Source organism: Terriglobales bacterium (assembly GCA_035764005.1).
GTDB lineage: Bacteria > Acidobacteriota > Terriglobia > Terriglobales > Acidobacteriaceae > Gp1-AA112.
This window is the reverse complement of sequence record DASTZZ010000041.1, coordinates 27827-48591: the sequence shown is the minus strand read 5'-3', so window position 1 is coordinate 48591 and position 20765 is coordinate 27827. Positions and strand designations below refer to the sequence as shown.

The 20765-nt window shown below is 51.8% G+C and carries 18 protein-coding genes; all 18 read left to right on the top strand.

Going from position 1 to position 20765, the window contains the following annotated elements; translation table 11 throughout:
• The coding region (locus VFU50_07100) for a UpxY family transcription antiterminator (GenBank protein HEU5232611.1) at nucleotides 1-604 on the top strand (604 nt) is incomplete at its 5' end.
• A gap of 31 nt (nucleotides 605-635) precedes the next feature.
• Nucleotides 636-1265: a polysaccharide biosynthesis/export family protein gene (locus VFU50_07095; protein HEU5232610.1), complete on the top strand. Its 630-nt coding sequence runs from the start codon at nucleotides 636-638 to the stop codon at nucleotides 1263-1265.
• Nucleotides 1266-1288: 23 nt separating this feature from the next.
• Nucleotides 1289-2575 (top strand): hypothetical protein, encoded by a 1287-nt coding sequence (locus VFU50_07090; protein HEU5232609.1) that lies wholly within the window; start codon nucleotides 1289-1291, stop codon nucleotides 2573-2575.
• Nucleotides 2572-4185: a hypothetical protein gene (locus VFU50_07085; protein ID HEU5232608.1), complete on the top strand. Its 1614-nt coding sequence runs from the start codon at nucleotides 2572-2574 to the stop codon at nucleotides 4183-4185. Before VFU50_07090 ends, VFU50_07085 begins: the two co-directional genes overlap by 4 nt.
• Nucleotides 4186-4187: 2 nt before the next feature.
• Nucleotides 4188-5012, top strand: a complete 825-nt coding sequence (locus tag VFU50_07080; protein ID HEU5232607.1) for a CpsD/CapB family tyrosine-protein kinase — start codon at nucleotides 4188-4190, stop codon at nucleotides 5010-5012.
• Nucleotides 5013-5047: 35 nt separating this feature from the next.
• On the top strand, nucleotides 5048-7033 hold the full coding sequence (asnB, locus tag VFU50_07075) for an asparagine synthase (glutamine-hydrolyzing) (GenBank protein HEU5232606.1): 1986 nt from the start codon (nucleotides 5048-5050) through the stop codon (nucleotides 7031-7033).
• Between the two features lie 17 nt (nucleotides 7034-7050).
• The gene (locus tag VFU50_07070; GenBank protein ID HEU5232605.1) at nucleotides 7051-8319 is read left to right on the top strand and encodes a glycosyltransferase; all 1269 of its coding nucleotides are present in this window, start codon (nucleotides 7051-7053) and stop codon (nucleotides 8317-8319) included.
• 275 nt (nucleotides 8320-8594) lie between these two features.
• On the top strand, nucleotides 8595-9770 hold the full coding sequence (locus tag VFU50_07065) for an O-antigen ligase family protein (GenBank protein ID HEU5232604.1): 1176 nt from the start codon (nucleotides 8595-8597) through the stop codon (nucleotides 9768-9770).
• The gene (locus VFU50_07060; protein ID HEU5232603.1) at nucleotides 9767-11011 is read left to right on the top strand and encodes a glycosyltransferase family 2 protein; all 1245 of its coding nucleotides are present in this window, start codon (nucleotides 9767-9769) and stop codon (nucleotides 11009-11011) included. Before VFU50_07065 ends, VFU50_07060 begins: the two co-directional genes overlap by 4 nt.
• A 46-nt stretch (nucleotides 11012-11057) precedes the next feature.
• Nucleotides 11058-11744, top strand: a complete 687-nt coding sequence (locus tag VFU50_07055; protein ID HEU5232602.1) for an SIS domain-containing protein — start codon at nucleotides 11058-11060, stop codon at nucleotides 11742-11744.
• 185 nt (nucleotides 11745-11929) lie between these two features.
• Nucleotides 11930-12517, top strand: a complete 588-nt coding sequence (locus VFU50_07050) for a sugar transferase (protein ID HEU5232601.1) — start codon at nucleotides 11930-11932, stop codon at nucleotides 12515-12517.
• Nucleotides 12517-13509: a UDP-glucose 4-epimerase GalE gene (galE, locus tag VFU50_07045; protein HEU5232600.1), complete on the top strand. Its 993-nt coding sequence runs from the start codon at nucleotides 12517-12519 to the stop codon at nucleotides 13507-13509. Before VFU50_07050 ends, galE begins: the two co-directional genes overlap by 1 nt.
• 8 nt (nucleotides 13510-13517) lie before the next feature.
• On the top strand, nucleotides 13518-14963 hold the full coding sequence (locus VFU50_07040) for a sugar transferase (GenBank protein ID HEU5232599.1): 1446 nt from the start codon (nucleotides 13518-13520) through the stop codon (nucleotides 14961-14963).
• Nucleotides 14932-16020 (top strand): hypothetical protein, encoded by a 1089-nt coding sequence (locus VFU50_07035; protein ID HEU5232598.1) that lies wholly within the window; start codon nucleotides 14932-14934, stop codon nucleotides 16018-16020. The genes VFU50_07040 and VFU50_07035 overlap by 32 nt, the downstream gene beginning before the upstream one ends.
• Nucleotides 16021-16032: 12 nt before the next feature.
• A complete protein-coding gene (locus VFU50_07030; protein HEU5232597.1) occupies nucleotides 16033-16734 on the top strand; it encodes an HAD family phosphatase in 702 nt (233 codons plus the stop codon).
• A 3-nt stretch (nucleotides 16735-16737) separates the two neighbouring features.
• Nucleotides 16738-17514, top strand: a complete 777-nt coding sequence (locus VFU50_07025; protein ID HEU5232596.1) for a 4'-phosphopantetheinyl transferase superfamily protein — start codon at nucleotides 16738-16740, stop codon at nucleotides 17512-17514.
• An 81-nt stretch (nucleotides 17515-17595) separates the two neighbouring features.
• Entirely contained in the window at nucleotides 17596-19488 is a 1893-nt protein-coding gene (locus tag VFU50_07020) for a non-ribosomal peptide synthetase (GenBank protein ID HEU5232595.1), read from the top strand.
• Nucleotides 19489-19500: 12 nt separating this feature from the next.
• Nucleotides 19501-20763 carry a cytochrome P450 gene (locus tag VFU50_07015; protein ID HEU5232594.1) on the top strand — a complete coding sequence of 421 codons (1263 nt, stop codon included), beginning with the start codon at nucleotides 19501-19503 and terminating at the stop codon, nucleotides 20761-20763.
• Nucleotides 20764-20765: the final 2 nt, after the last annotated feature.

The window sequence follows — 20765 nt, the reverse complement described above, 5'->3', positions numbered from 1 at the left end:
TCAACTGAAAGGAGCAGATTTCAGGGGTTCCAGCCAATGGGACTTAGAGGGCGAAGCTATGGGCAGCGTTCAGGTAATACCGAATCAGATACCAACTCTTTCCGTTTTAACTCAGGCTCAGTGGTATGCAGTACAGACTCGCCCAAAACACGAAAAGAAAGTCACGGCCGAGCTGAACGAGAAGCGCATCGAATCGTATCTTCCCCTGATGAATCAAATACACCACTGGAGCGATCGCCGCAAGGTGGTGCAGGTTCCTCTATTCCCGGGGTATGTCTTTATTCGCACTGAGCTCAATGGACGAGCACGTCTTGCAGTATTGAGCATTTGGGGAGCTCTGAGTTTAGTCGGGACTCAACGCGAGGCCCTGCCGATTTCTGACTCCCAGATCACAGATATTCGCACGTTGTTAGCCACAAAGATTTCACTCTCACCATATCCGTTTCTCAAAGTAGGTCAACGAGTGCGCGTGCGTGGTGGAGCTCTGGACGGAGTGGAAGGCATTCTCGTAACTAACGGACAGCGGCGACTTGTAATTTCCGTGGAGAGCATTCACAGATCCCTATCCATCGCGATTGAGGGGTACGATGTCGAGCCGCTCTAAGACGCCACAGGCGACTCGTGGAGCTGATGAAATGAAACGAAATATCTCTCAGTGGCTTACTTGCATGCTGCTCGGTTGGGCACTCAGTATTCAACTTCTGGGCCAGACAGCTAAACCGGGGATGGATACTGATGCTGCTGCAATGTCGCCGAGCATCAAAGTGCAAAACTCGGCGAATGAATACCTCATCGGACCAGACGACGTCCTTGCCATCAACGTCTGGAAAGAGCCTGAGATCTCTCGAACTTTGCCGGTGCGTCCGGATGGGAATATTTCCTTGCCATTGGTTGGTGATGTAAAGGCAAGTGGACAAACTCCGACTCAGCTTCAAAAAGAAATCCAGGATCAGTTGGTCGAATACTTGTCGAATCCTGAAGTAACCGTTCTGGTGCAGGAAGCCAAGAGCCACAAGTTCAACATTATTGGAGAAGTGACGAAGCCAGGCTCGTATGTAATGGCTGGCCCTATGACGGTTCTGGATGCGATCGCTACAGCGGGGGGCCTGCGCGAGTTCGCCAGGACAACTAGGATCTACGTGCTCAGAGTGAATGCAGATGGATCGCGCCTTCGCCTGCCCTTCAACTACAAACAGGTGCTCAAGGGCAACAATTTACGCGCAGACGTACAGCTACAGCCGCACGACACAATTGTGGTTCCATAAACTCGGCCGGTATGTCGAGGTTAATGCAACTGGCAATTATTCTTTTATCGCTCGACGCCTGCTTGCCAGCACAAACGTTTGTTCCTCCTCTTCTACCGGGCGAGATGTTGGAGACTTTCGGCAATGCGCAAGCTGCTAACCAGGACTGGCTATCGATGGGAATCAGATTCGCCGGCGAGTTTGACGATAACGCATTGAATGACAACAACATTAGAAAAGGCAATCTGCTTACTGTGATTGAACCTTCTATTGGCTGGTCTATGACCGCTCCGCGCGCACAATGGACCTTCGATTATCAACCGGGATTTTCAACTGGTTATCCCGTTTCTATCTACAATTCACGATCACAGCTGCTCGACAGTAGTCTCCACCTAACGCCGAGTAAACGCGTGCAAGTACGGATACATGAAAGCCTGCTGAAGGCGAAAAATGCGTTTGATCAGTTGCGGGAAACTGAGCTTGCACCTGCATCAAGCGTGTTGGATCGACCAAACAACTCGATCTTCGCTGCCGGCCAGGAGAGCAACGAGCAGGCGGGAGCCGATCTGAGCTATGCAATGTCTCATCGGACCATCATCGGAGCAAGTGCTTCCTTTTATCGTGTAAGCTACAGTTCCGCACTTGATCAAGAACCAATTGGCGGCGCCACGTCGTTCGGCACCCACGCGCTTGCGTCTTATCAATTCACGAGACATCATTGGGTTGGATTCGATTACAACGTTGACGATCTCATCTCCAAAACTCCCCGCTCGCGATCTCTTGTGCAAAGTTTCCTGTACACAGACACCCTCCACCTCAGGCCGAGCATGAAACTATCCTTCTTCGCCGGCCCACAGCGTCTGCTGAATTGGGACAATTCAAACCCGAGTTTCTTCTCGACTGAAGAGCCGCTCTCGACGAAAACAAGGTGGACTTGGGCCTCGGGCGGAGACTTTCTATGGTCGAGCGCTCGTACGAACTTAAGGTTTGGATTTTCCCGCCGCATCAGTGATGGGGCAGGCTTGCAGGGGGTCGTTCAACTGACCACCTTTGACGCACAAGTCCGGCGTCAGCTCACAAGGCGCTGGAATGCCCAGTTATTACTGTCCGGCGATCGCAATGCTGCGCTTGTACCAGGAATTACGCCGCTGTCTTATCTATCGTTCGTCGGTGGAATATCTCGCGCGCTGAATCAGAAGGTTTCGATCGCGTGCCAGTACTGGCACGTGCATGAAACGAACTTCTCGGCACCTTTTGTTAATTCCTTATCAAATCACAATCGGCTGTCTGTATCTCTTGTTTACAACCTGAAAGTTCCGATACAGCGATGAGCGAATTGGATACAGTGTACAACTCACCCGCACGAACTCTGCAGGACTATTTGCAGATTGCCCGCCGACGCCAATGGTGGCTCATTCTGCCGCTGTTCGTCATCTGGGCGCTTGCCATGCTCGGAGCATGGTTCATCTCGCCAAAGTACCGATCTGAAACTGTCATCATCGTCGAGCAGCAGAAGATTCCAGAGCAATACGTCGTTCCCAATGTAGCCATTGACCTGCAGCAACGCCTTCAGAGTATGACTCAGCAGATTCTGAGTCGCACCCGGCTGCTGGCGATTATTAATGCCTTTCATCTCTATAAGAACGGCCAGAACGTCGTAGATCCTGATCCTCTTGTGGAGCAAATGCGTAGAGACATCAAGATCGATCTTGTGCAGGCGCCAGGACGACCTTGGGAACTGTCGGCGTTCAAAATTTCATACTCTGCGGCAACTCCGGAACTCGCACAGCAGGTAACCCAGAAATTGAGCTCGCTGTTCATCGAAGAAAATCTGCGCAGTCGCCAACAACTATCCGAAGACACTACACGATTTCTCGAAAACCAGTTGGAAGACGCGCGGAAAAATCTTGCCGCACAAGAAGAGCGGTTGCGCGACTTCAAGACACGTTATCTTGGTGAATTGCCGGAACAGTTGCAGACGAATGTCCAAATACTTTCCGGGCTTCAGTCGCGCTTGCAGGCGGCCACGGAAGCGCTCGACCAGGCAAATCAGCAAAAGCTATATCTGCAGTCTTTGCTCGGCCAATACAAAACCTTGCGAAGCCAACTTACCGTTCGACGTGGCGATGCGGACCTCAATCCAGTTTCCATCGACGAAGAATTGGAGAAGCTCAGAGCACAGCTTGCCGACCTTAGCTCGCGAGATACGCCGAAGCATCCAGACATTGTGCGCCTCAAGAAACAAATCGCTGACGCAGAAAGCCTGAAGCAGCAGATGGACACCCAGGCCGACTCAGCGAAGCCAGACGACGCGCTCAACGGACTTGGAAGGCCGGAGAGCTTTTCCGATCTGCAGGCGATGTCTCCTATGCTGCAAATCGATGGACAAATCAAGTCTAACCAGCTTGAGATTGCGAATCGCAAGCAAGAAATCAGACGTCTAGAAGGACAAATCGAGGCTTATCAGGCTCGGCTTAATCTGACGCCAGTCAGAGAGCAGCAACTTGCGGCGATTACTCGAGATCATGAGCAGTCACGAACGAACTATGAGTCATTACTAAACAAAAAAATGCAGTCGGCCATGGCGACGAACCTTGAGAAACGTCAGGAAGGCGAGCAATTCCGTGTCATCGATCCTCCTAACTTACCCGAGAAGCCCTATTTTCCGAATCGGCTCAAGTTCAGTCTTCTCGGGCTGATCGCAGGCACCGTGCTCTCTCTTGGACTCACAGCGCTGATTGAAGTCGCAGACGAGCGGCTCAAGTCCGAAGATGATCTGCTGAGCATCACGCCGGTTCCAATTTTAGTTGCGATTCCTCTATTGCAAACTCCCGCCGAACAGGAAAGGCGCAGTTGGCATGGTCGTTTGCAGTTGGCGGTCGTTGTTCTCCTCATCACCGCGATTCCAGCTATTACCATCCTTGCCTATTACCGAGGCTAATTGTGCACAAACGAATGTTTGCATCGGAGCGAATTCCTCAACTTGTGCGACTTGAGAGTGGAGGTCTGGACTTAGATTGCGCTGAGCCGATTCAAATTGTGACCCGCCCTCAAAAGTTAGTGGCCGTTACAGAACCATGCTCCGTCGCCGCTGAGAAGTTCCGCAACTTGGCGATCCGCCTGAGAAACTTTCAAAAGCGGCAGCAACTGAAAACACTCCTGATCACCAGCAGCATTAAAGGAGAAGGCAAAAGTGTTGTTTCTGCCAATCTGGCTGTGACACTTGCCCAGGGTCAACGTACGCTGCTGGTAGATTGTGACCTGCATCAATCGGGTTTGCGAGATGTGCTAGGAACATCTGGTCAAGCTGGCATTGCCGAGTGGTGGAGACAGTCAACCTCTGCGATCAGCTTCGTGCGGAGAATGCAAGATGTTCCGCTTTGGTATTTACCGGCAGGGCAAGGAAGCGAGCATCCACTAGAAATCCTGCAGTCCGATCGATTCTCTGAACTGCTTAATGAGTTCTCAACATGGTTCGATTGGATAGTTCTCGATTCCCCTCCGTTGGTGCCGGTTGCAGATTCCGCTGCTCTCGCAGTCCATATCGACGGCACACTGCTGGTGGTCCGGCAGGCCAATACACCGAAACCGCTCTTGAAAGAAGCATTGAAAACTGAAAATCTCAAGCTGCTGGGTATCGTGGCTAACGACTGGCAAGGCGTTGAGCAGAGCTATTATTCGCAGTACTACAGAGGCTATATTTCCCATCGTCAAATAGCTTCAAATGATCGCCCGCAACTATCAACCTCCTTGGACCCTGAATTCTGACGTTTCTTCACTCGCAATCCCAGTCGCGTTTCACTATGTGTGGCATAGCAGGAATCATCGGCATCCCCGGCAGTTATATTGCCGACGCAGCCGACATTCATCGGATGTGTCAGACGCTCGTCCATCGCGGACCGGACGACGAGGGCATTTACGTCAACGATTGCGCTGGGCTGGGAATGCGCCGCCTAAGCATAATTGACCTTTGCAGTGGTCACCAACCAATCCACAACGAAGATCGCAGTGTTTGGATCGTCTTCAACGGAGAAATTTATAACTTCGCAGAGCTACGTCCGCAGCTTGAGGCACAGGGCCACCGCTTCTACACCAACAGCGATACAGAAGTAATCGTTCACTTGTATGAGCAGTACGGCGCCGATTGTGTCCAGTTCCTTCGAGGGATGTTCGCTTTCGCAGTATGGGACGATGTCAACAAACGGTTATTACTCGCCCGCGACCGCTTCGGGAAAAAGCCGCTCCACTACGCGTTTGTTAAAGATCAGCTGCTGTTCGGATCTGAGATAAAGACGCTGCTGGCGGCCGCTCCGGAATTGGCCGATGTAAGTCCAGAAGGCATATCGAACTTCTTCTGCTTCGGGTACATCCCGGATCCGCTCACAGCCTTTAAGAAAATTGAGAAGCTCCCGCCTGGACACCTGCTCGAGTTCAGCAAGGGCAAAATCAGCGTCCGACAATATTGGGATCTGCCGGTCTACAGTGAATACGAGCCACGTTCAGAAGAAGAATGCCTGGAGCGGATGGAGCACGAACTAACAGAGGCCGTCCGAATTCGATTGATCAGCGATGTTCCCTTAGGAGCGCTCCTAAGCGGCGGAGTGGATTCCTCGACCGTAGTCGCACTGATGGCCCGCCTTGGAGTGGGTAAAGTCAAAACATTTTCGATTGGCTTTTCTCATGAAGACTTCAATGAAGCAGAGCACGCCCGGGCAGTCGCTCGAAAGTTTGATACGGAACACCATGAACTCTATGTCGAACCTGAGATTGAGCAAACGGTCAACACACTCTCCGGATTTCTAGAAGAGCCGTTTGGCGATTCCTCGATCGTGCCCACTTACCACGTTTGTAGGTTGGCACGGCAACATGTGACAGTCGCGCTTAGCGGAGATGGGGGCGACGAGCTCCTAGCCGGATATGGGCGCTACACTTCGCACTTGCGCCGCCGCTGGGTTGGTTTGCTTCCCCTCTTTCCGTTTGGCATTGGCTCCTTGTATCGCAAATATATCCATCCCCACGTTCCAATGGGTTGGCTTGGTAGACGATTTGTCTTCAATCTTTCACTACCGTCACGAATGCGCTACTTGGACAGTATCTCGGTATTACCTGCCGGTGATCGTGAACGATCGCTCTTTACTGAAGAATTCCTAGAGCATGCGAATGGCATGAATCCATACAGCACGGTTGAGAAATATACCTCACAGCCTGGCGCTGATCGACTAAACGAGCTGCTCTACTTAGATACGAAGACTTACTTGCCTGGAGACATTCTGACCAAGGTGGACCGCATGAGTATGGCAACCTCGTTGGAAATGCGGGCTCCGTTGCTTGACCACCAATTCGCGGAGTGGGCGGCCAGGTTGTCATCTCGCTGGAAGCTGCGCCATGGGCAGTCGAAATACATCCTCAAGAAACTCGCAGAGCGGCTGGGAGTGCCTGGAGACGTTCTATACCGGCAAAAGCAGGGATTCTCCATGCCTCTGGTTCACTGGTTCCGGCAACAACCGATGCCAGCATTGTTAGAGGTTCTTCTTGAACCGAAAACAATCCAGCGCGGATATGTAAGCGAGGCGGGAGTGCGACAACGCCTTGAAGAACACCGGAATGGAGTTCGCGACCGCTCCTGTGAACTCTGGCATCTGCTGGTCTTTGAACTCTGGCATAGAAATTTTCTTGAATCCGCTTCTTACATAGACAATCCAGAGCGTTGCAATGGCCGGCATTCTTCCGAGAGAGAGCTCGCCTCGCTCTTGAACTTCAACAAGAGCGTGGCGGCAGAAGTCGCCTGAACCTGCCTGTACTCACGATGACACAGCTGCACAAACCGATCGGTATTCGCACAAAGACCACGCAATATCCGCGACGTCCTCTGCGGATCCTGCACCTGGTCGAAAGCTTGGACGTTGGCGGAACGGAAAAACAAGCAGTGCAAACTGCACTTCGTCAAGCCGCCGCTGGCTGCGATGTTACTGTTGCTTGCTTGCGGAGCGAAGGGCCCCTGCTGGGAGTGCTGCAAGAAGCTGGCATTCCAGTTAGAGAGTTTCGCAAAAGGCGAAAGCTCCTGTCGCTTGGAGGTCTTCGCCAGCTGTTCCGTTTGATATTCTTTCTGCGGCAGCGCCGCTTCGATGTTCTTCATTCCCACCATTTGATGTCTAACTTGCTCGGGGTGCCAGCGGCACGATTAGCTGGTACACCAAGGATCATTTCCAGTCGTCGGTACCTCGATCTGGAGTGGTGGTCTGGCCGGCAGCGGACTCGAATTGCGGGATTGATTTATAAGGTATCGCATCATGTAGTCGTAAACTCCGCGTCCATACGCGATCTTCTTGTGCATAGAGACGGGATAAAGGCCGAAAAGATCGCTGTCCTCCCTAATGGCATCGATATCGAGCGATTTTCGAACGCTACACATGCCAGACATAAGGCCCCTGAGCTTTCCTCACTCTCAACAACTTCCCAGATTGTTGCGGTACTAGCGAATATGTACAGCCCTGTCAAGGGTCACAGTACTCTGATAAAAGCTGCAATCGAAGTGTGTCGAGATTTCCCCAATGTTATCTTCGCGTTGATTGGCGACGGTAAAGAAAGGGGGAAGCTGGAGAAAGAAGTTAGAGATGCCGGCCTTGGTAACAACTTCCTTTTTCTTGGATCGAGAAACGATGTTCCTGAACTGTTGGCGTGCTGCGATATTGCGGTATTGCCCTCCGATTCAGAAGGTTTTCCAAATGCGGTGCTCGAAGCTATGGCGGCGCATCTTCCGGTAATCGCAACTTCCGTTGGCGGAGTACCGGAGATCATCGAGAGTGGAGTCACAGGCCTTCTAGTTCCTCCGGCTGATCCTTTGGCTCTTTCCGCTGCGATCCTGCGTTTGCTCAACGATCAGGGGCTTCGTCACCGGTTAGCAGATGCTGGCCACAAGCACGTCATCGAGCACTTCAGCTTTGAGCGTCTCATCAGCTCTTTGGAAGCTTTATACACGGAATCGCCGGAACTGCGTTCGGCTAATCGCGACTTAGAACCCAACCTCGATGGCTCTACTGTAAAGGTTCGACTTGCGATCCATGCCAGTGAATAACTAGTTCTCTGCTCTCCCTAATGCAAGCGTTTTCCCAGTCGTCGGAGCTGCAACTCCAGGCAAGGCCAGGTATAGCCAAAAGTCTTGCTAGAGAACAGCAGCAATATAGCGGAGCCGTATCGCGAAAACCTCGCCTGGATGTCGGCTTTCTTTTCCTATGGCTCCTGACATTTGTAATTTACGCGCGACCTGAAGACTTATTTCCTATCGTGGCGCCTCTTCACTTGACGTTCGTGTTCGCTGCATGCGCGACCGTGATCTGCGGCTGTGCACTGATGCTGAGAAAGACCCGTATCCCATGGACTCTCGAAACCAAACTCGTCGCATTGCTCAGTGCCTGGTTTCTAGTCGGAATACCTTTTGCGTTCTGGAAAAGCGGCAGCCTGGATGTTTTTGCCTATGTGTGGGCTAAAACCGTCCTTGTTTATTTACTACTCACGCTGACATTGACCACGCTCAACAGAATTTATGTGTTGCTCTGGGCGATTCTTCTGAGTGAGTTGCTGGCGACTGGCTTTTCAATACTTCAGCCGTCAAGAGCCCTCTGGGTAGGCGAGCGCATTTATGGGGCAAATACCGGGTTTCTTGGGTGGAACTTCCTCGGGATTGCTGCTGCAATGACCATTCCATACATTGCAGTGATCTTTATTACGCGCAGATCAGCTCTAAGCACATCCTTGTTGGCGGCAACTTCTTTGTGCATGCTCTGGATGCTGATTCTGACGGCGTCGCGAGGAGGTTTTCTTAATGTGATCTTCTCCGTTGTGCTGACCACCGTGCTTCTGCTGCGTGGTAGTTCCCGAGGCCGAATCGTTGGAATGTGTATCGCGGCAGTTCTTCTTATGGGTGTTGTTTTCGCTCCACCAGTGTTTTGGGATCGTCTTGGGACTCTGTGGAACAGCTCCGATACACCCGCGTACACAGGGCAGTTTCGTTCAGAACTGGAAGAGCTTGCGGCGGAGGAATCCACAGAAGGACGCATGGAATTGTTACATCGATCCATCCAGTACACACTGGAGCATCCGATCTTTGGCCTGGGTCTGGGGAACTTCAATCTCGTCAGTGGTGCACAACACAGCGGAGAACCGAACGCATGGATGGGCACTCACAATACGTTCACGCAGATTTCTTCTGAGGCCGGATTGCCCGCAGTCATTCTTTATGTAGTGCTTTTGAGCGCAGCAATACGCAAGATGTATCGCATCCGACGCACAGCACGCAAATGCCTCCATCGGCCTGAACTGGCGTTAATGGCGAGTGCGACTCTCGTCAGTTTGCTCTCATTTGCCTTCGGAGCCTGTGTCGCTCACTTGGCCTACGATTACTACTTTTTTTATATAGTCGCAATCGCCGCGGCCCTCCGGTGCATTGCCCGCAAATCGGATCCCTCAATCAGTAGCCGTCGAGAACAAGTTGAAAATGCTGTGCGAGTCCCCACTCTTGCCCAATGACTGCCCTACACACAATCTTTTGGTGCTGCGCCATCGCCGTCGCCTACAACTATGCAGGTTATCCTGCCCTACTGTTTTGCTTATCCACCTTGTGCCAGGCAAAAACAGATTGTCAGTACTTGCTTCGCCGAACTAACCGGCGATGTTCTCCTTCAACCAACTATTTTCCGCGAGTCGCAATACTGGTTTCTGCCTACAATGAAGAAACTGTTATCTCAGCAAAAGTCGAGAACACCCGGGAACTCGATTATCCAAATGATCGACTGGAAGTCTGGTTTGGCTTGGATGCACCGAGCGACTCAACAGGCGAACTTCTTAAAGAAGCTGCGGGTGACCGCATGCGCGTCGTAGAGTTCCCACATCGACGCGGCAAGTTGGCCGTCCTTATGGACTTGGCCCGGCAGACCACAGCGGAAATTATCGTTTTGACCGACGCCAATACCATGCTTGATCGTCAGTGTGTACGAAATCTCGTGCGCCATTTCCGCGATCCCCAGGTCGCAGCCGTCAGCGGGGAAGAGATTCGGAAACCGGTGCACAAAGGCGACTCTGGTGGGGAGTCGATGTATTGGCGATATGAATCGGCGATAAAGATTCTCGAAAGCCGCCTCAATTGTGCACAGGGAGGTAATGGTGCAGCTCTCGCCATGCGCAGGTGCCTCTTTGAGCCGGAAGCAGGCTCAATCGTCGAAGATTTCCAAATTCCTCTTGAGCTTCGCTTTCGTGGCCACCGCGTCGTTTACGATCCGGAGGCAATTGCAATTGAGGAAATTACTCCGAATTTGTCAGCGCAGTTCGCCCGCAGAGTACGTATCGGGGCAGGCAATTATCAGACTCTATTTCGTAATCCTCATTATTTAAATCCTTGTCGCGGGCTGCTGACCTTCACATTTATTTCTCATCGACTTCTTCGGTGGGTTACGCCACTCTGCCTCACCGTTGCGTTCTTGTGCAGCTTTGCAATGATAAGAACAACACAGTTTGCAATTGTCTTTGTAATCCAATGTCTTTTCTACTCGATGGCAGTGATGGGATACGTGCTTTCAAAGCGGGCTCGGCCCATTTCGTTGTTTTCGTTACCTCTCAATTTCTGTTCGATGAATCTGGCTCTCTTGCTGGGCTTCTGGGCATATGTGACGGGGCGTCAAGGCGCAACTTGGAGCGCCACTCCACGCGCGAGCGGGTTAAAGGAACATATCATTCAGCTCGATGCCGATTCCGGTGTGCGACCAGCAGCGTAAGTTCGATTTATCATTATGATTCAGTGAATCTCCGGGAGATGTTCAAATGCAAACTGAAAGCACATTGTTAACTCTAGTTCGGCCGGTTTCAATCGACGCCGCTATTCAGCAACCGTTCGCCGCAGCGGTCACTGATACAAGTAGTTATTTCGAACAATATGGCAAGGTCGTCGCAGAATTGCCCTACGCTGAGATTGAGCGGGTCGTAGAACTATTGCTTCAGGCGTATGAACGAGGGCGGAGAGTCTTTCTGTTTGGTAATGGTGGAAGTGCGGCATTGGCCTCTCACTTTGCGTGCGATCTTGCCAAGGGGACCGCTACCAGTGAAGCCTCAGGTAAACGCTTTCGTGTCCTTGCGTTGACCGACAATATTCCCCTGATCACGGCATGGGCTAACGACGCTTCGTATGAGCTGGTATTTGCGGAGCAACTGCGAAACTTCATTGAACCAGGTGACGTTGCTTTTGGTATCAGCGGGAGCGGCTGTTCGCCGAATGTCCTCTCAGCACTGAGGACTGCTCGCGAGGCACAAGCAGTGACAGTCGGGCTCACAGGCTTCAAAGGTGGAAAGATGCCACAATTGTGCGACTTTTGTGTTGTCATCCCATCGGACAGCATGCAGATTATTGAAGACCTACAGCTCGGTGTTGCGCACGCTGTCTTTACCGTACTCCGCCATCGGATCACGCACCTGATGCCTCAACATGCCTCTTCCGCGGCGCTCGCCGCATAGAGGTCTTCGAGGGGAATCTCCTTCGGCCGTAGCGCCGTCATTCACACATCGTTTCGAATCTCTCGTCCATTATCCCCCTCCACATGAACAGCATGAGTCGTTCTTCCGTCATACAACACAGTTGTCCGGCTATCGGAAACTCAATAGCGAGCCCTCGGTTCCGTAAGCGAGGCATTCATCTTGAAATGTTGAAGCGATTGCTAGACATTTTCGGAGCGGCGACTTTAATCGTTTTGCTTCTGCCACTCTTTATTTTTGCAGCGGTACTGGTGTTCATCGACGACGGTGCACCACTCATCCATCGCCGTCGTGTGCTTGGTCCGACAGGCGACTTTGATGCATTTAAGTTCCGCACCATGCGAAGGAATGCCGACTTACTTCTCGCCGCCAATCCTAGGTTGTTGGCGGAATACCAGCGAAACTTCAAGCTCGCAAATGATCCGCGGATCACACGAGTTGGAGCTCTGCTGCGAAAGCTCAGTATTGACGAGCTTCCCCAATTGTTCAACGTGTTGATTGGACAAATGAGCCTTGTAGGGCCACGCATGATCACTTCGCCAGAGCTGGACAAATATGGTCCCTATAAGAGTCTCTTACTTTCTTCCAAACCCGGGCTGACCGGATACTGGCAAGTCTTCGGTAGGCAATCGGTATCTTACGAAGAGAGAGTGCAGATGGATATCTATTACTTGCAGAACTGGAGTTTGGGCATGGATTTCATTCTTCTGCTCCGGACGCCGCTCAAAGTCTTGAACATGGAAGGAGCTTATTGATGGAAAGGATTTTGGTCACTGGTGGTGCTGGTTACGTTGGCTCCGCATGTTGTGCTCAGCTTTTGAAGCAGGGTTACTCGGTCGACATCATTGATAATTTCTCGACCGGGCATTGTGAAGCTCCTCCGGAGCAAGCTACGGTGCACGAATGTGATTATGGAGATTCTAAGACGCTATCCGGGCTTCTGGAGACGAAGCACTTTGATGCGGTGTTTCATTTTGCTGCCAAAGCGCTGATTCCAGAATCAGTAACAAATCCCGGAGCGTTCTTCGACTCCAATGTTGCGTCTGGAATCATAATGCTGGAAACCCTTCGGAAGTACAACATCAACAAGTTTATATTCTCGTCTTCGGCAGCAGTGTACGGTTCACCTTCGACTGTGCCTATACCCGAAGAACACACTAAGAATCCCACGAACTCATACGGCGAAAGTAAGCTGGTGTTTGAACAAATCTTGAAATGGTACGCCTCGGCATATGGCTGGTCCGTCGTTGCTTTTCGCTATTTCAATGCATGCGGAGGCGCAATGAATTGGGGAGAACGACATGACCCGGAGACACACATCATTCCTCTTCTCCTGCAAACAGCTTCAGGACGCCGCGATCACTTTGATATTTACGGCACTGACTATCCGACTCCGGACGGCACGTGTTTGCGCGACTATGTTCACGTGACTGACATTGCGGCCGCGCACATTCTAGCGCTGCAAAAGGTGCGGTTTTCCGGCTTCTATGCGTACAACATTGGCACCGGAACAAGCTACTCAGTGAAGCAAGTTTGCGAAAGCGTTGAGAAGGTTACAGGCACAAAACTCAGAGTACGAGCGGCAGAACGACGGCCAGGTGATCCAGCTGTTCTGTGCGCGAATCCCAAAAAGCTTATGGACGAATTTGGATGGCGGCCAGAGCACTCTTCGCTCGACGAAATTATTGCTGGGGCGTGGCAGTGGGAGCAAACTGCCTGCCAACAATCTGTGGCCCAGGCAGCGTGAACTCGGCGATGAAAATCGAGAATGTAAACCGAGCCTTGTACTATCTAATCCTTGCTGGCGACCTCGCATGGATCGTTATGTCCGTATCGCTCGCGAGGGTGCTACCTGGTAACTTTTCCGTACAGCAGGAAACATTTGCGGCGCTGCTGCGCAATCCAGCCCTGGCGGTGATGTTTGCTCTCTGGATCATGCTTTATCTACGGAAGGACTTGGCTGGCTTTCAACAGGGCTGGCATGCACCGACTGTGATAGCTCACGTGGTTGTAGCTGTTGCATATGTCCTGATTGGATTTGGCTTTTCAAGCCTCGCTGTATCTCAATACTATCCATATAGATCCTTTGTATCTCTTGCGCTCTTGCTGATCGCAGGATTCGTGGGAATCCGCTATGCAGTCCATTTCATAATAGATTCGCGCTTACGCAAACACGCTAGTCGACGGGTGATCATCGTCGGGAGTGGACGGATGGTTCCTGAGCTCATGAAAAAAATTGCTCGACATCCTGAGCTCTGCATGGAAGTTGTTGGCGTCCTGTTTCCCTGTAATCCTGACGGCTCACAAGAGCATTTCTCATTGGGAAGCGACACTGTGACCCTTCGCACGTTGGGCATTCTGGATCAGCTAAAGAACGCAAATGCTGACGAGTTGATTCTGATCGAGCCCATACCGCCCGGATCAGAAACCGAGCAGTTGCTCGCCAGCTGTCGTGAAGCAGGATTACAAGTCCGCGTGCTGCCACAACAGTACGAGCTGTATCTTTCAAAAGCCCGTCTAATGGAAATCGAGGACGTACCGCTGTTGTCCCTCGAGGAACATGCTCTTTGTCCATGGAGTATTCATATGAAAAGTCTCTTGGACATTGTCGGAGCAACGTTGCTACTGGTTCTTACGATGCCTTTACTACTAGTCTCTGCTCTGCTCCTCCATTGGAGCAAAGGACAAGTCTTCCGTAAAGAATTGCGCTGCGGACAGGAGGGGAGGCCATTTCTGATGTTTCGGCTGAATATACAACGCGAATGCACTACCCTTAAACGTTTCGAGCGTCTTCTTCTACAATTCAGTTTCACCGAGCTTCCGCAACTTTTCAACGTATTGAAGGGGGAAATGAGCCTTGTAGGTCCGAGGCCGGAAGCAATTGAACGCGTGAAGCATTATTCGATGTGGCAGCGTCAGCGTCTCAGCGTTAGGCCTGGCTTGACTGGCCTCGCACAAGTTCATGGATTCCGGGAGCAGCATTCGTCCGACGAAAAGGCACACTTTGACCTTCAATATATTTTCCATTGGTCATTGTTTCTGGATGTCTGCCTCATTGTTCAGACTGCCTGGACTCTACTGCAGAGAATGGTTTGGGAGCACAAAATCGTACTGCCGTCTTTGTTACCCCCAGTGTCTGGAATAAAACTCGAGCTCGGGAGGATCTGCGATGCTGATAGTGCGCAGTCCGGTACGGATTAGCTTTGGCGGTGGCGGAACGGACCTTCCGGCGTACTACGAGAAATTCGGTGGGTGCATTCTGAGCACGTCGATTAACAAGTACTTCTATACAATCCTGCAAAAAAGGACCGATGAAAAGATTCAGGTTATCTCTTCCGATTTGCGAGTCGTAGAGACGTGGCGCGATATTTCTAAGATGGATGTAACCAGCAGTGCCCTTGAGATTCCACTCGCTGCGATTAAGGAACTCGGACGTAGGCTCTCGGTCGATTTGTTTCTCGCCTCCGAGATCGTCGCCGGCACTGGATTGGGCTCCTCGGCCAGCGTGTGTGTTGGGGTACTCAAAGCCCTGAACACATACCTTGACATCTCAGCTTCTAAGTATGATTTGGCAGAGCGGGCATTCCACATTGCTCGCGACATACTCGGCAAGCCGGTGGGAAAGCAGGACGAGTATGCTGCCGCATTCGGCGGATTAAACTTCATCACTTTTCACGAGGATGGAACTTCTTATGTGGAACCGATTCCACTCAGGAGTGACTGCCAACGACAGCTAGAGAGCAGCTTGATGCTGTTTTTCACCGGCGTTGCTCATAACTCGTGGAAGCTTTTGCAAGAGCAGGAACAATCGACGAAGAAGTGTACAGGATGTACTCTGGATTCTCTTCACGAGATTCGAAAGCTGGCGCATCGAATGCGTGCCGCCTTGGCGAATGCAGATATCTGGAGCTTTGGCGATTTGTTAAACGAAAGCTGGCAGGCAAAGAAAAGAATCTCCCCGAATATTTCCAACTCTTTGATTGACGAGGCCTACGAACTCGCTCGGCGAAACGGCGCGCTAGGCGGAAAAATCGCTGGAGCGGGCGGCGGGGGCTTTCTTCTGCTTCTTTGTGAGGATCAATATCAGGAGAAAGTCCGAGAGGCGCTCTCCGCAATGAAACTCCGGGAGATGGCTTTTGCGTTCGACTCGCAAGGCGCAAAGGTCGTGGCGAATGATCCCTTCATCGATCGCGATGAAAAATGCGGAATGCGCTGGATCTTCGCGCCGCGATATTCCCAGGCTGCTTCTTTAGCTTAAGTGGTGATTCTCATGCTTGCAGGAGCAATTTTTGACCTGGATGGAGTTCTCGCCGATAGTCACCCTATTCACCTCGCATCGTGGAGAAGATTCCTAACTTCCGTAGGAGCGCCCGTCAGCGATGAGGATCTCGAAGTCGTTCGTGAAGGCAGGACCAAGGAAGAGCTGCTCCGTTATTTCATGGGTGAAGTCACTGAGGATGAGTTCTCCAGCTACGCAGCCCAGAAAGATCGAATTTATTCCGAATACCTTAACGATGTGAATGCGGTGAGCGGCGCCCGACATTTGCTACACCAATTAAAGACCGCTGGAATTATGTTAGCTGTGGCGTCGAGTGGCAGCTTCCGTCGGGTTCATCACACTTTAGATCTGTTGCAAATCAGAAACTACTTTCAAGTTGTCTGCACAGCTGATGAATTTAAATCGGGAAAATCGACGGCGGCAATTTTTGCTGCGACTGCCGAGCAAATGCAGGTTCAATGTGAGCATGCGCTGGTTTTCGAAGATTCTGCGATCGCTATACGCTCAGCGAGAGCAATCGGTATGAAATGTATCGGTATCGCAGATCGTGTTCGAGCAAGTGCCTTACTCCAAGCAGGAGCCGAGTACGTGTTTCCGAACTTTCTTGGAATGTCTCTGGTCCGATTGCAGAGTCTCTTCTCAGGAGAACCGAAGACAAATTCTTCCTCTCAGGCGCAAAGCTGTTCATTTTAGGAAATGGAAAGTTCAGCACAGGCGTGTGCACAGGCACACTTCGGAGACGTTGCCGATACCCTCGAGGCCTTTCTTGAGTCAGAACTCTATGCAGCCGTGAACGTAGCCTGCATGTCGGTTAATCACGTTGGAAAGATCGCAATGGGCATTGCATCTGAATCTGCTGCTCTTCGATCTACGCTACTTGCAGAAGAGGACTGTGCCATCAGCCCGCTCTCGTCGGCAAAGCGACGCGCGAATTGGACGCGAGGGCGAGTGGCGGCCCGCATTGCTCTCGGAAAACTCGGGACGGACCAAGGTGCAGTTGGTCGCGGCAACGCAGGAGAGCCAATCTGGCCTCATGGAATCAGCGGATCGATTACGCACTGTGCTCCCTGGAGTGTCGCGGCTGTGACGGAGTCACCTGACTCAGTATTTGTTGGAATTGACTTAGAGGATACAAGACGAATCCAGGAATTTGGAATTGAGAGCGTGGTCTGCCGTCCAACTGAACGCGAATGGATCCATGAAGGCAGTAACTCACTTCAACGTTTGTGCATGATATTTTCAGCTAAAGAAGCGTTATATAAGAGCTTATTTCCCAGCTTTAGACACTACATCGATTTTGGAGAAGTCGAACTTTGCTGGTCTCCGCAAAAACGCGGATTCAAGGTTGTGATGCTTCCGCGGCTTAACGATCCTCAGGGGCGAGTCTCCCTCATCGCTTCGCGCAGCTTTAAGAACCTGATTTTCAGTTGCGCAGCTTATGCGATGCGGTCAGTGAGCCTGCCCCAGAGCTGAAACGATCCATTCATTATTGCTATAACCAGGAGCAATCTCATGTCAGAAGTCTCTGTTTGTCCATTTGCTAGCCACATTTCTATGATCGATCCGACATTCTTCAATGCTCAGCCCGCTCCCGAATTGGCAGAGCCCGAAGCCAAGTACGTACACCAGCTTGTAAGCCACTGCGCGATGAGTGCTCCCGACAGTCTTGCGGCAGTATGTGGCAACCTGTCGCTTACCTATGCAGATCTGGATTCAAGAACAAATCGTTTGGCTCGACTTTTACAGTCAAAAGGAGTGGGTCCGGACGTCGTTGTAGGAATCTACCTCAATCGATCGATCGCCATGCTGGTGGCGGCTCTGGCCGTTTTTAAAGCTGGAGGAGCCTATTTACCGCTGGATCCGAGTTCTCCTCCAGAGCGCCTGAACTATCTGCTGGATGACGCTCGCGCTGCAGCTTTGATTACAGGGCAGTGTTTATCTTCATCGCTTTCATCTCGAATGGAGCCGACTGTCGTAATTGATCCTTCAGGCCAGATTGCGGAAGCAGATGTTAGCGATGACCGGACCGTCGCTTCACCCAAAATAGCGAGCAGCAGCTTGGCCTATGTGATTTATACATCCGGGTCTACAGGTCAGCCGAAAGGAGTAGAGCTCACACACGGCGGACTGATGAATCTCATTTCCTGGCATCACCGCGCGTTCAATATAACGGCGAAGGATCGTGCAAGTCAGCTTGCATCACTTGGATTTGACGCGGCAGTATGGGAGATATGGCCGTACCTGACAGCAGGAGCAAGCGTTCACCTCGGAGACGGCGTGGTTATGAATGAGCCGGCGGCAGTCCGGGATTGGCTTGTGTCACGAGGAATCACAATTACCTTCCTGCCAACCCCGCTGGCGGAGCGCGTAACGACGCTCGAATGGCCGAACAAGCATTCCCTGAGGATCATGCTGACCGGTGCTGACACACTCCACCACTACCCATCACGCAAATTGCGATTCCAGCTCGTCAACAATTACGGTCCGACTGAGTGTACGGTGGTCGCAACCTCTGGAACCGTGCCTTCGAATCCGGAGCATACCGATCAACTCCCCACGATTGGCCGGCCGATCGACAACGTCCAAATTCACATTCTTGATGACAAGATGAAGCAAGTCCCAATTGGGGAAGTAGGAGAAATTTACCTCGGAGGTTCCAGTCTCGCTCGTGGCTACCGCAATCGCCCGGACCTTACAGCGGAGAGATTCGTCTCCAGCCCATTCAACACTGCGCCACATGCGCGGTTATACAAAACGGGTGACCTCGGGAAAGTCTTGCCCAATGGAGAGATCGCATTTCTTGGTCGAGTCGATGAGCAAGTGAAAATTCGGGGCTATCGAATCGAGCCAGCGGAGATTGTAAAGGTTCTGGATGAGCATTATGCGATTCAAGCTTGCGCTGTAGTGGCACGTGAGGTTGAGCCCGGAGATAAGCGCCTCGTTGCTTACTTTGTCGCCGAGCCCAATGCTACTGTCAGTCATACTGAACTGCGGAATTTCGTGGCCAGCCGTCTTCCCGAATATATGATCCCCTCGATTTTTGTGAAGCTCGATACGTTGCCTCTGAATTCCAGCGGCAAAGTAGATAAACCCACACTTCCAGCTCCGGACGTTGCGAATACACTTCGCGATAGCGCGTTTGTTGCACCACGTAATCCTATTGAAGAACGAATCGGATCCATGTTGGCTTCCCTGCTCGATGTTGGGGAGGTGAGTGTACAAGACAATTTCTTCCTCTTAGGAGGTCACTCTCTGCTTGGCACCCAACTTATCGCTAGGATACGCGATGCATTCGGAGTAGAGCTTACTCTGAAAAGCTTGTTTGATGCTCCCACTGCGGCAAAGCTTTCCGCCGAGGTCGAAACACTGCTGATGGCCAAATTGGAAGCCATGACCGATGAGGAAGCTCTGCGCCTCCTCGGCGGAACAGCATCAGCAGCAGCATAAGGTTGAACTCCTATGAGTGCTCCTGCACATCTTTCTATTACGTCCGCTCAGAATCGAAGTCTCAGCCTGTACTATCTGCTCGATCCACAGGTACTGGCCAATCCTTATCCAATGTTCCATCGACTTCGTAGCGAGGATCCTGTGCACTGGGATCCTTTCCTACACGCCTGGGTGGTCACCCGCTATGCCGATGTTGTCACAGTGTTGTATCACTACTCCGCCGAGCGAACGCCAACCCCGCAGCAACTGTCTCAAATAGGACTTGACTCGCTGGGTCCGATTGCTCAAGTAATGGTGAAGCAGATGCTGTTTCTGGATGCTCCTGCGCACACGCGCATCCGCAAACTTGCATCGCACGCGTTTACACCGCAGAGAGTAGAGGTGCTGCGCACCCATATTCGCGAAATTACGAATTCGCTGCTGGATAAAGTGGAGCAACAAGGGCATATGGATGTCATTGCCGACTTAGCTGAGCCCCTGCCATGCATTGTCACTGCGGAAATGCTCGGTGTGCCCGTGGAAGATTATCAACAGCTGAAAGCATGGTCGCAGGATTTCGCAGAAATGCTCGGCAACTTTCAGCATAATCCGGACCGCGCCGCGCGAGTATTGAAGAGTACTCTGGCAATGGCGGATTATTTCCGAGCCGCAATCCGAGAGCAGCGACGCAATCCTAGAGAAGGCTTGGTGAACTCGCTGATGAACGCCGAAGTCGATGGGGATAGATTCAGCGAAGAAGAAGTAATCGCCAATTGCATCGTCACCATGGTTGGCGGACAGGAAACCACGACTAACTTGATTGGCAACGGCGTTCTTACTTTGCTGAGAAACCCAGATCAACTCCAGAAACTTCGCAATAACATGGTGCTCATCCCCTCTGCCGTGGAGGAGATGTTGCGCTATGAGAGCCCAAGCCAGCATACCGCGAGACTCGCTCCAGAAGATACAACGCTTGGCGGAAAGCGAATTGCCAAACGCCAAGCCGTTATTGCTGTCATGGCCGCGGGCAATCGCGATCCGGAACGCTTCCCAGATCCGGATCGATTTGATATTACGCGCACCGACAATCGACATCTTGCGTTCGGGTGGGCCGCCCACTTCTGTTTTGGCGCCGCACTGGCGCGAATCGAAGGACAAACCGCGTTTGAAATGATGTTGAGCCGGCTACCGAACTGGACGCTTGATCCTGGACCGCTGGTCTGGCGAAACAATTTGGGATTGCGCGGTCTTACCCGTCTGCCGATCTCCTTTGGCGCACCTCGGGATTCCAACTAGGT

What these genes read in the sequence shown, in the direction of transcription:
- VFU50_07095 (HEU5232610.1), top strand. Translation starts at nt 636, where the DNA reads ATGAAACGAAATATCTCTCAGTGGCTTACTTGCATGCTGCTCGGTTGG.
- VFU50_07090 (HEU5232609.1), top strand. Translation starts at nt 1,289, where the DNA reads ATGCAACTGGCAATTATTCTTTTATCGCTCGACGCCTGCTTGCCAGCA.
- VFU50_07085 (HEU5232608.1), top strand. Translation starts at nt 2,572, where the DNA reads ATGAGCGAATTGGATACAGTGTACAACTCACCCGCACGAACTCTGCAG.
- asnB (HEU5232606.1), top strand. Translation starts at nt 5,048, where the DNA reads ATGTGTGGCATAGCAGGAATCATCGGCATCCCCGGCAGTTATATTGCC.
- VFU50_07070 (HEU5232605.1), top strand. Translation starts at nt 7,051, where the DNA reads ATGACACAGCTGCACAAACCGATCGGTATTCGCACAAAGACCACGCAA.
- VFU50_07065 (HEU5232604.1), top strand. Translation starts at nt 8,595, where the DNA reads ATGCTGAGAAAGACCCGTATCCCATGGACTCTCGAAACCAAACTCGTC.
- VFU50_07060 (HEU5232603.1), top strand. Translation starts at nt 9,767, where the DNA reads ATGACTGCCCTACACACAATCTTTTGGTGCTGCGCCATCGCCGTCGCC.
- VFU50_07055 (HEU5232602.1), top strand. Translation starts at nt 11,058, where the DNA reads ATGCAAACTGAAAGCACATTGTTAACTCTAGTTCGGCCGGTTTCAATC.
- VFU50_07050 (HEU5232601.1), top strand. Translation starts at nt 11,930, where the DNA reads ATGTTGAAGCGATTGCTAGACATTTTCGGAGCGGCGACTTTAATCGTT.
- galE (HEU5232600.1), top strand. Translation starts at nt 12,517, where the DNA reads ATGGAAAGGATTTTGGTCACTGGTGGTGCTGGTTACGTTGGCTCCGCA.
- VFU50_07040 (HEU5232599.1), top strand. Translation starts at nt 13,518, where the DNA reads ATGAAAATCGAGAATGTAAACCGAGCCTTGTACTATCTAATCCTTGCT.
- VFU50_07035 (HEU5232598.1), top strand. Translation starts at nt 14,932, where the DNA reads ATGCTGATAGTGCGCAGTCCGGTACGGATTAGCTTTGGCGGTGGCGGA.
- VFU50_07030 (HEU5232597.1), top strand. Translation starts at nt 16,033, where the DNA reads ATGCTTGCAGGAGCAATTTTTGACCTGGATGGAGTTCTCGCCGATAGT.
- VFU50_07025 (HEU5232596.1), top strand. Translation starts at nt 16,738, where the DNA reads ATGGAAAGTTCAGCACAGGCGTGTGCACAGGCACACTTCGGAGACGTT.
- VFU50_07020 (HEU5232595.1), top strand. Translation starts at nt 17,596, where the DNA reads ATGATCGATCCGACATTCTTCAATGCTCAGCCCGCTCCCGAATTGGCA.
- VFU50_07015 (HEU5232594.1), top strand. Translation starts at nt 19,501, where the DNA reads ATGAGTGCTCCTGCACATCTTTCTATTACGTCCGCTCAGAATCGAAGT.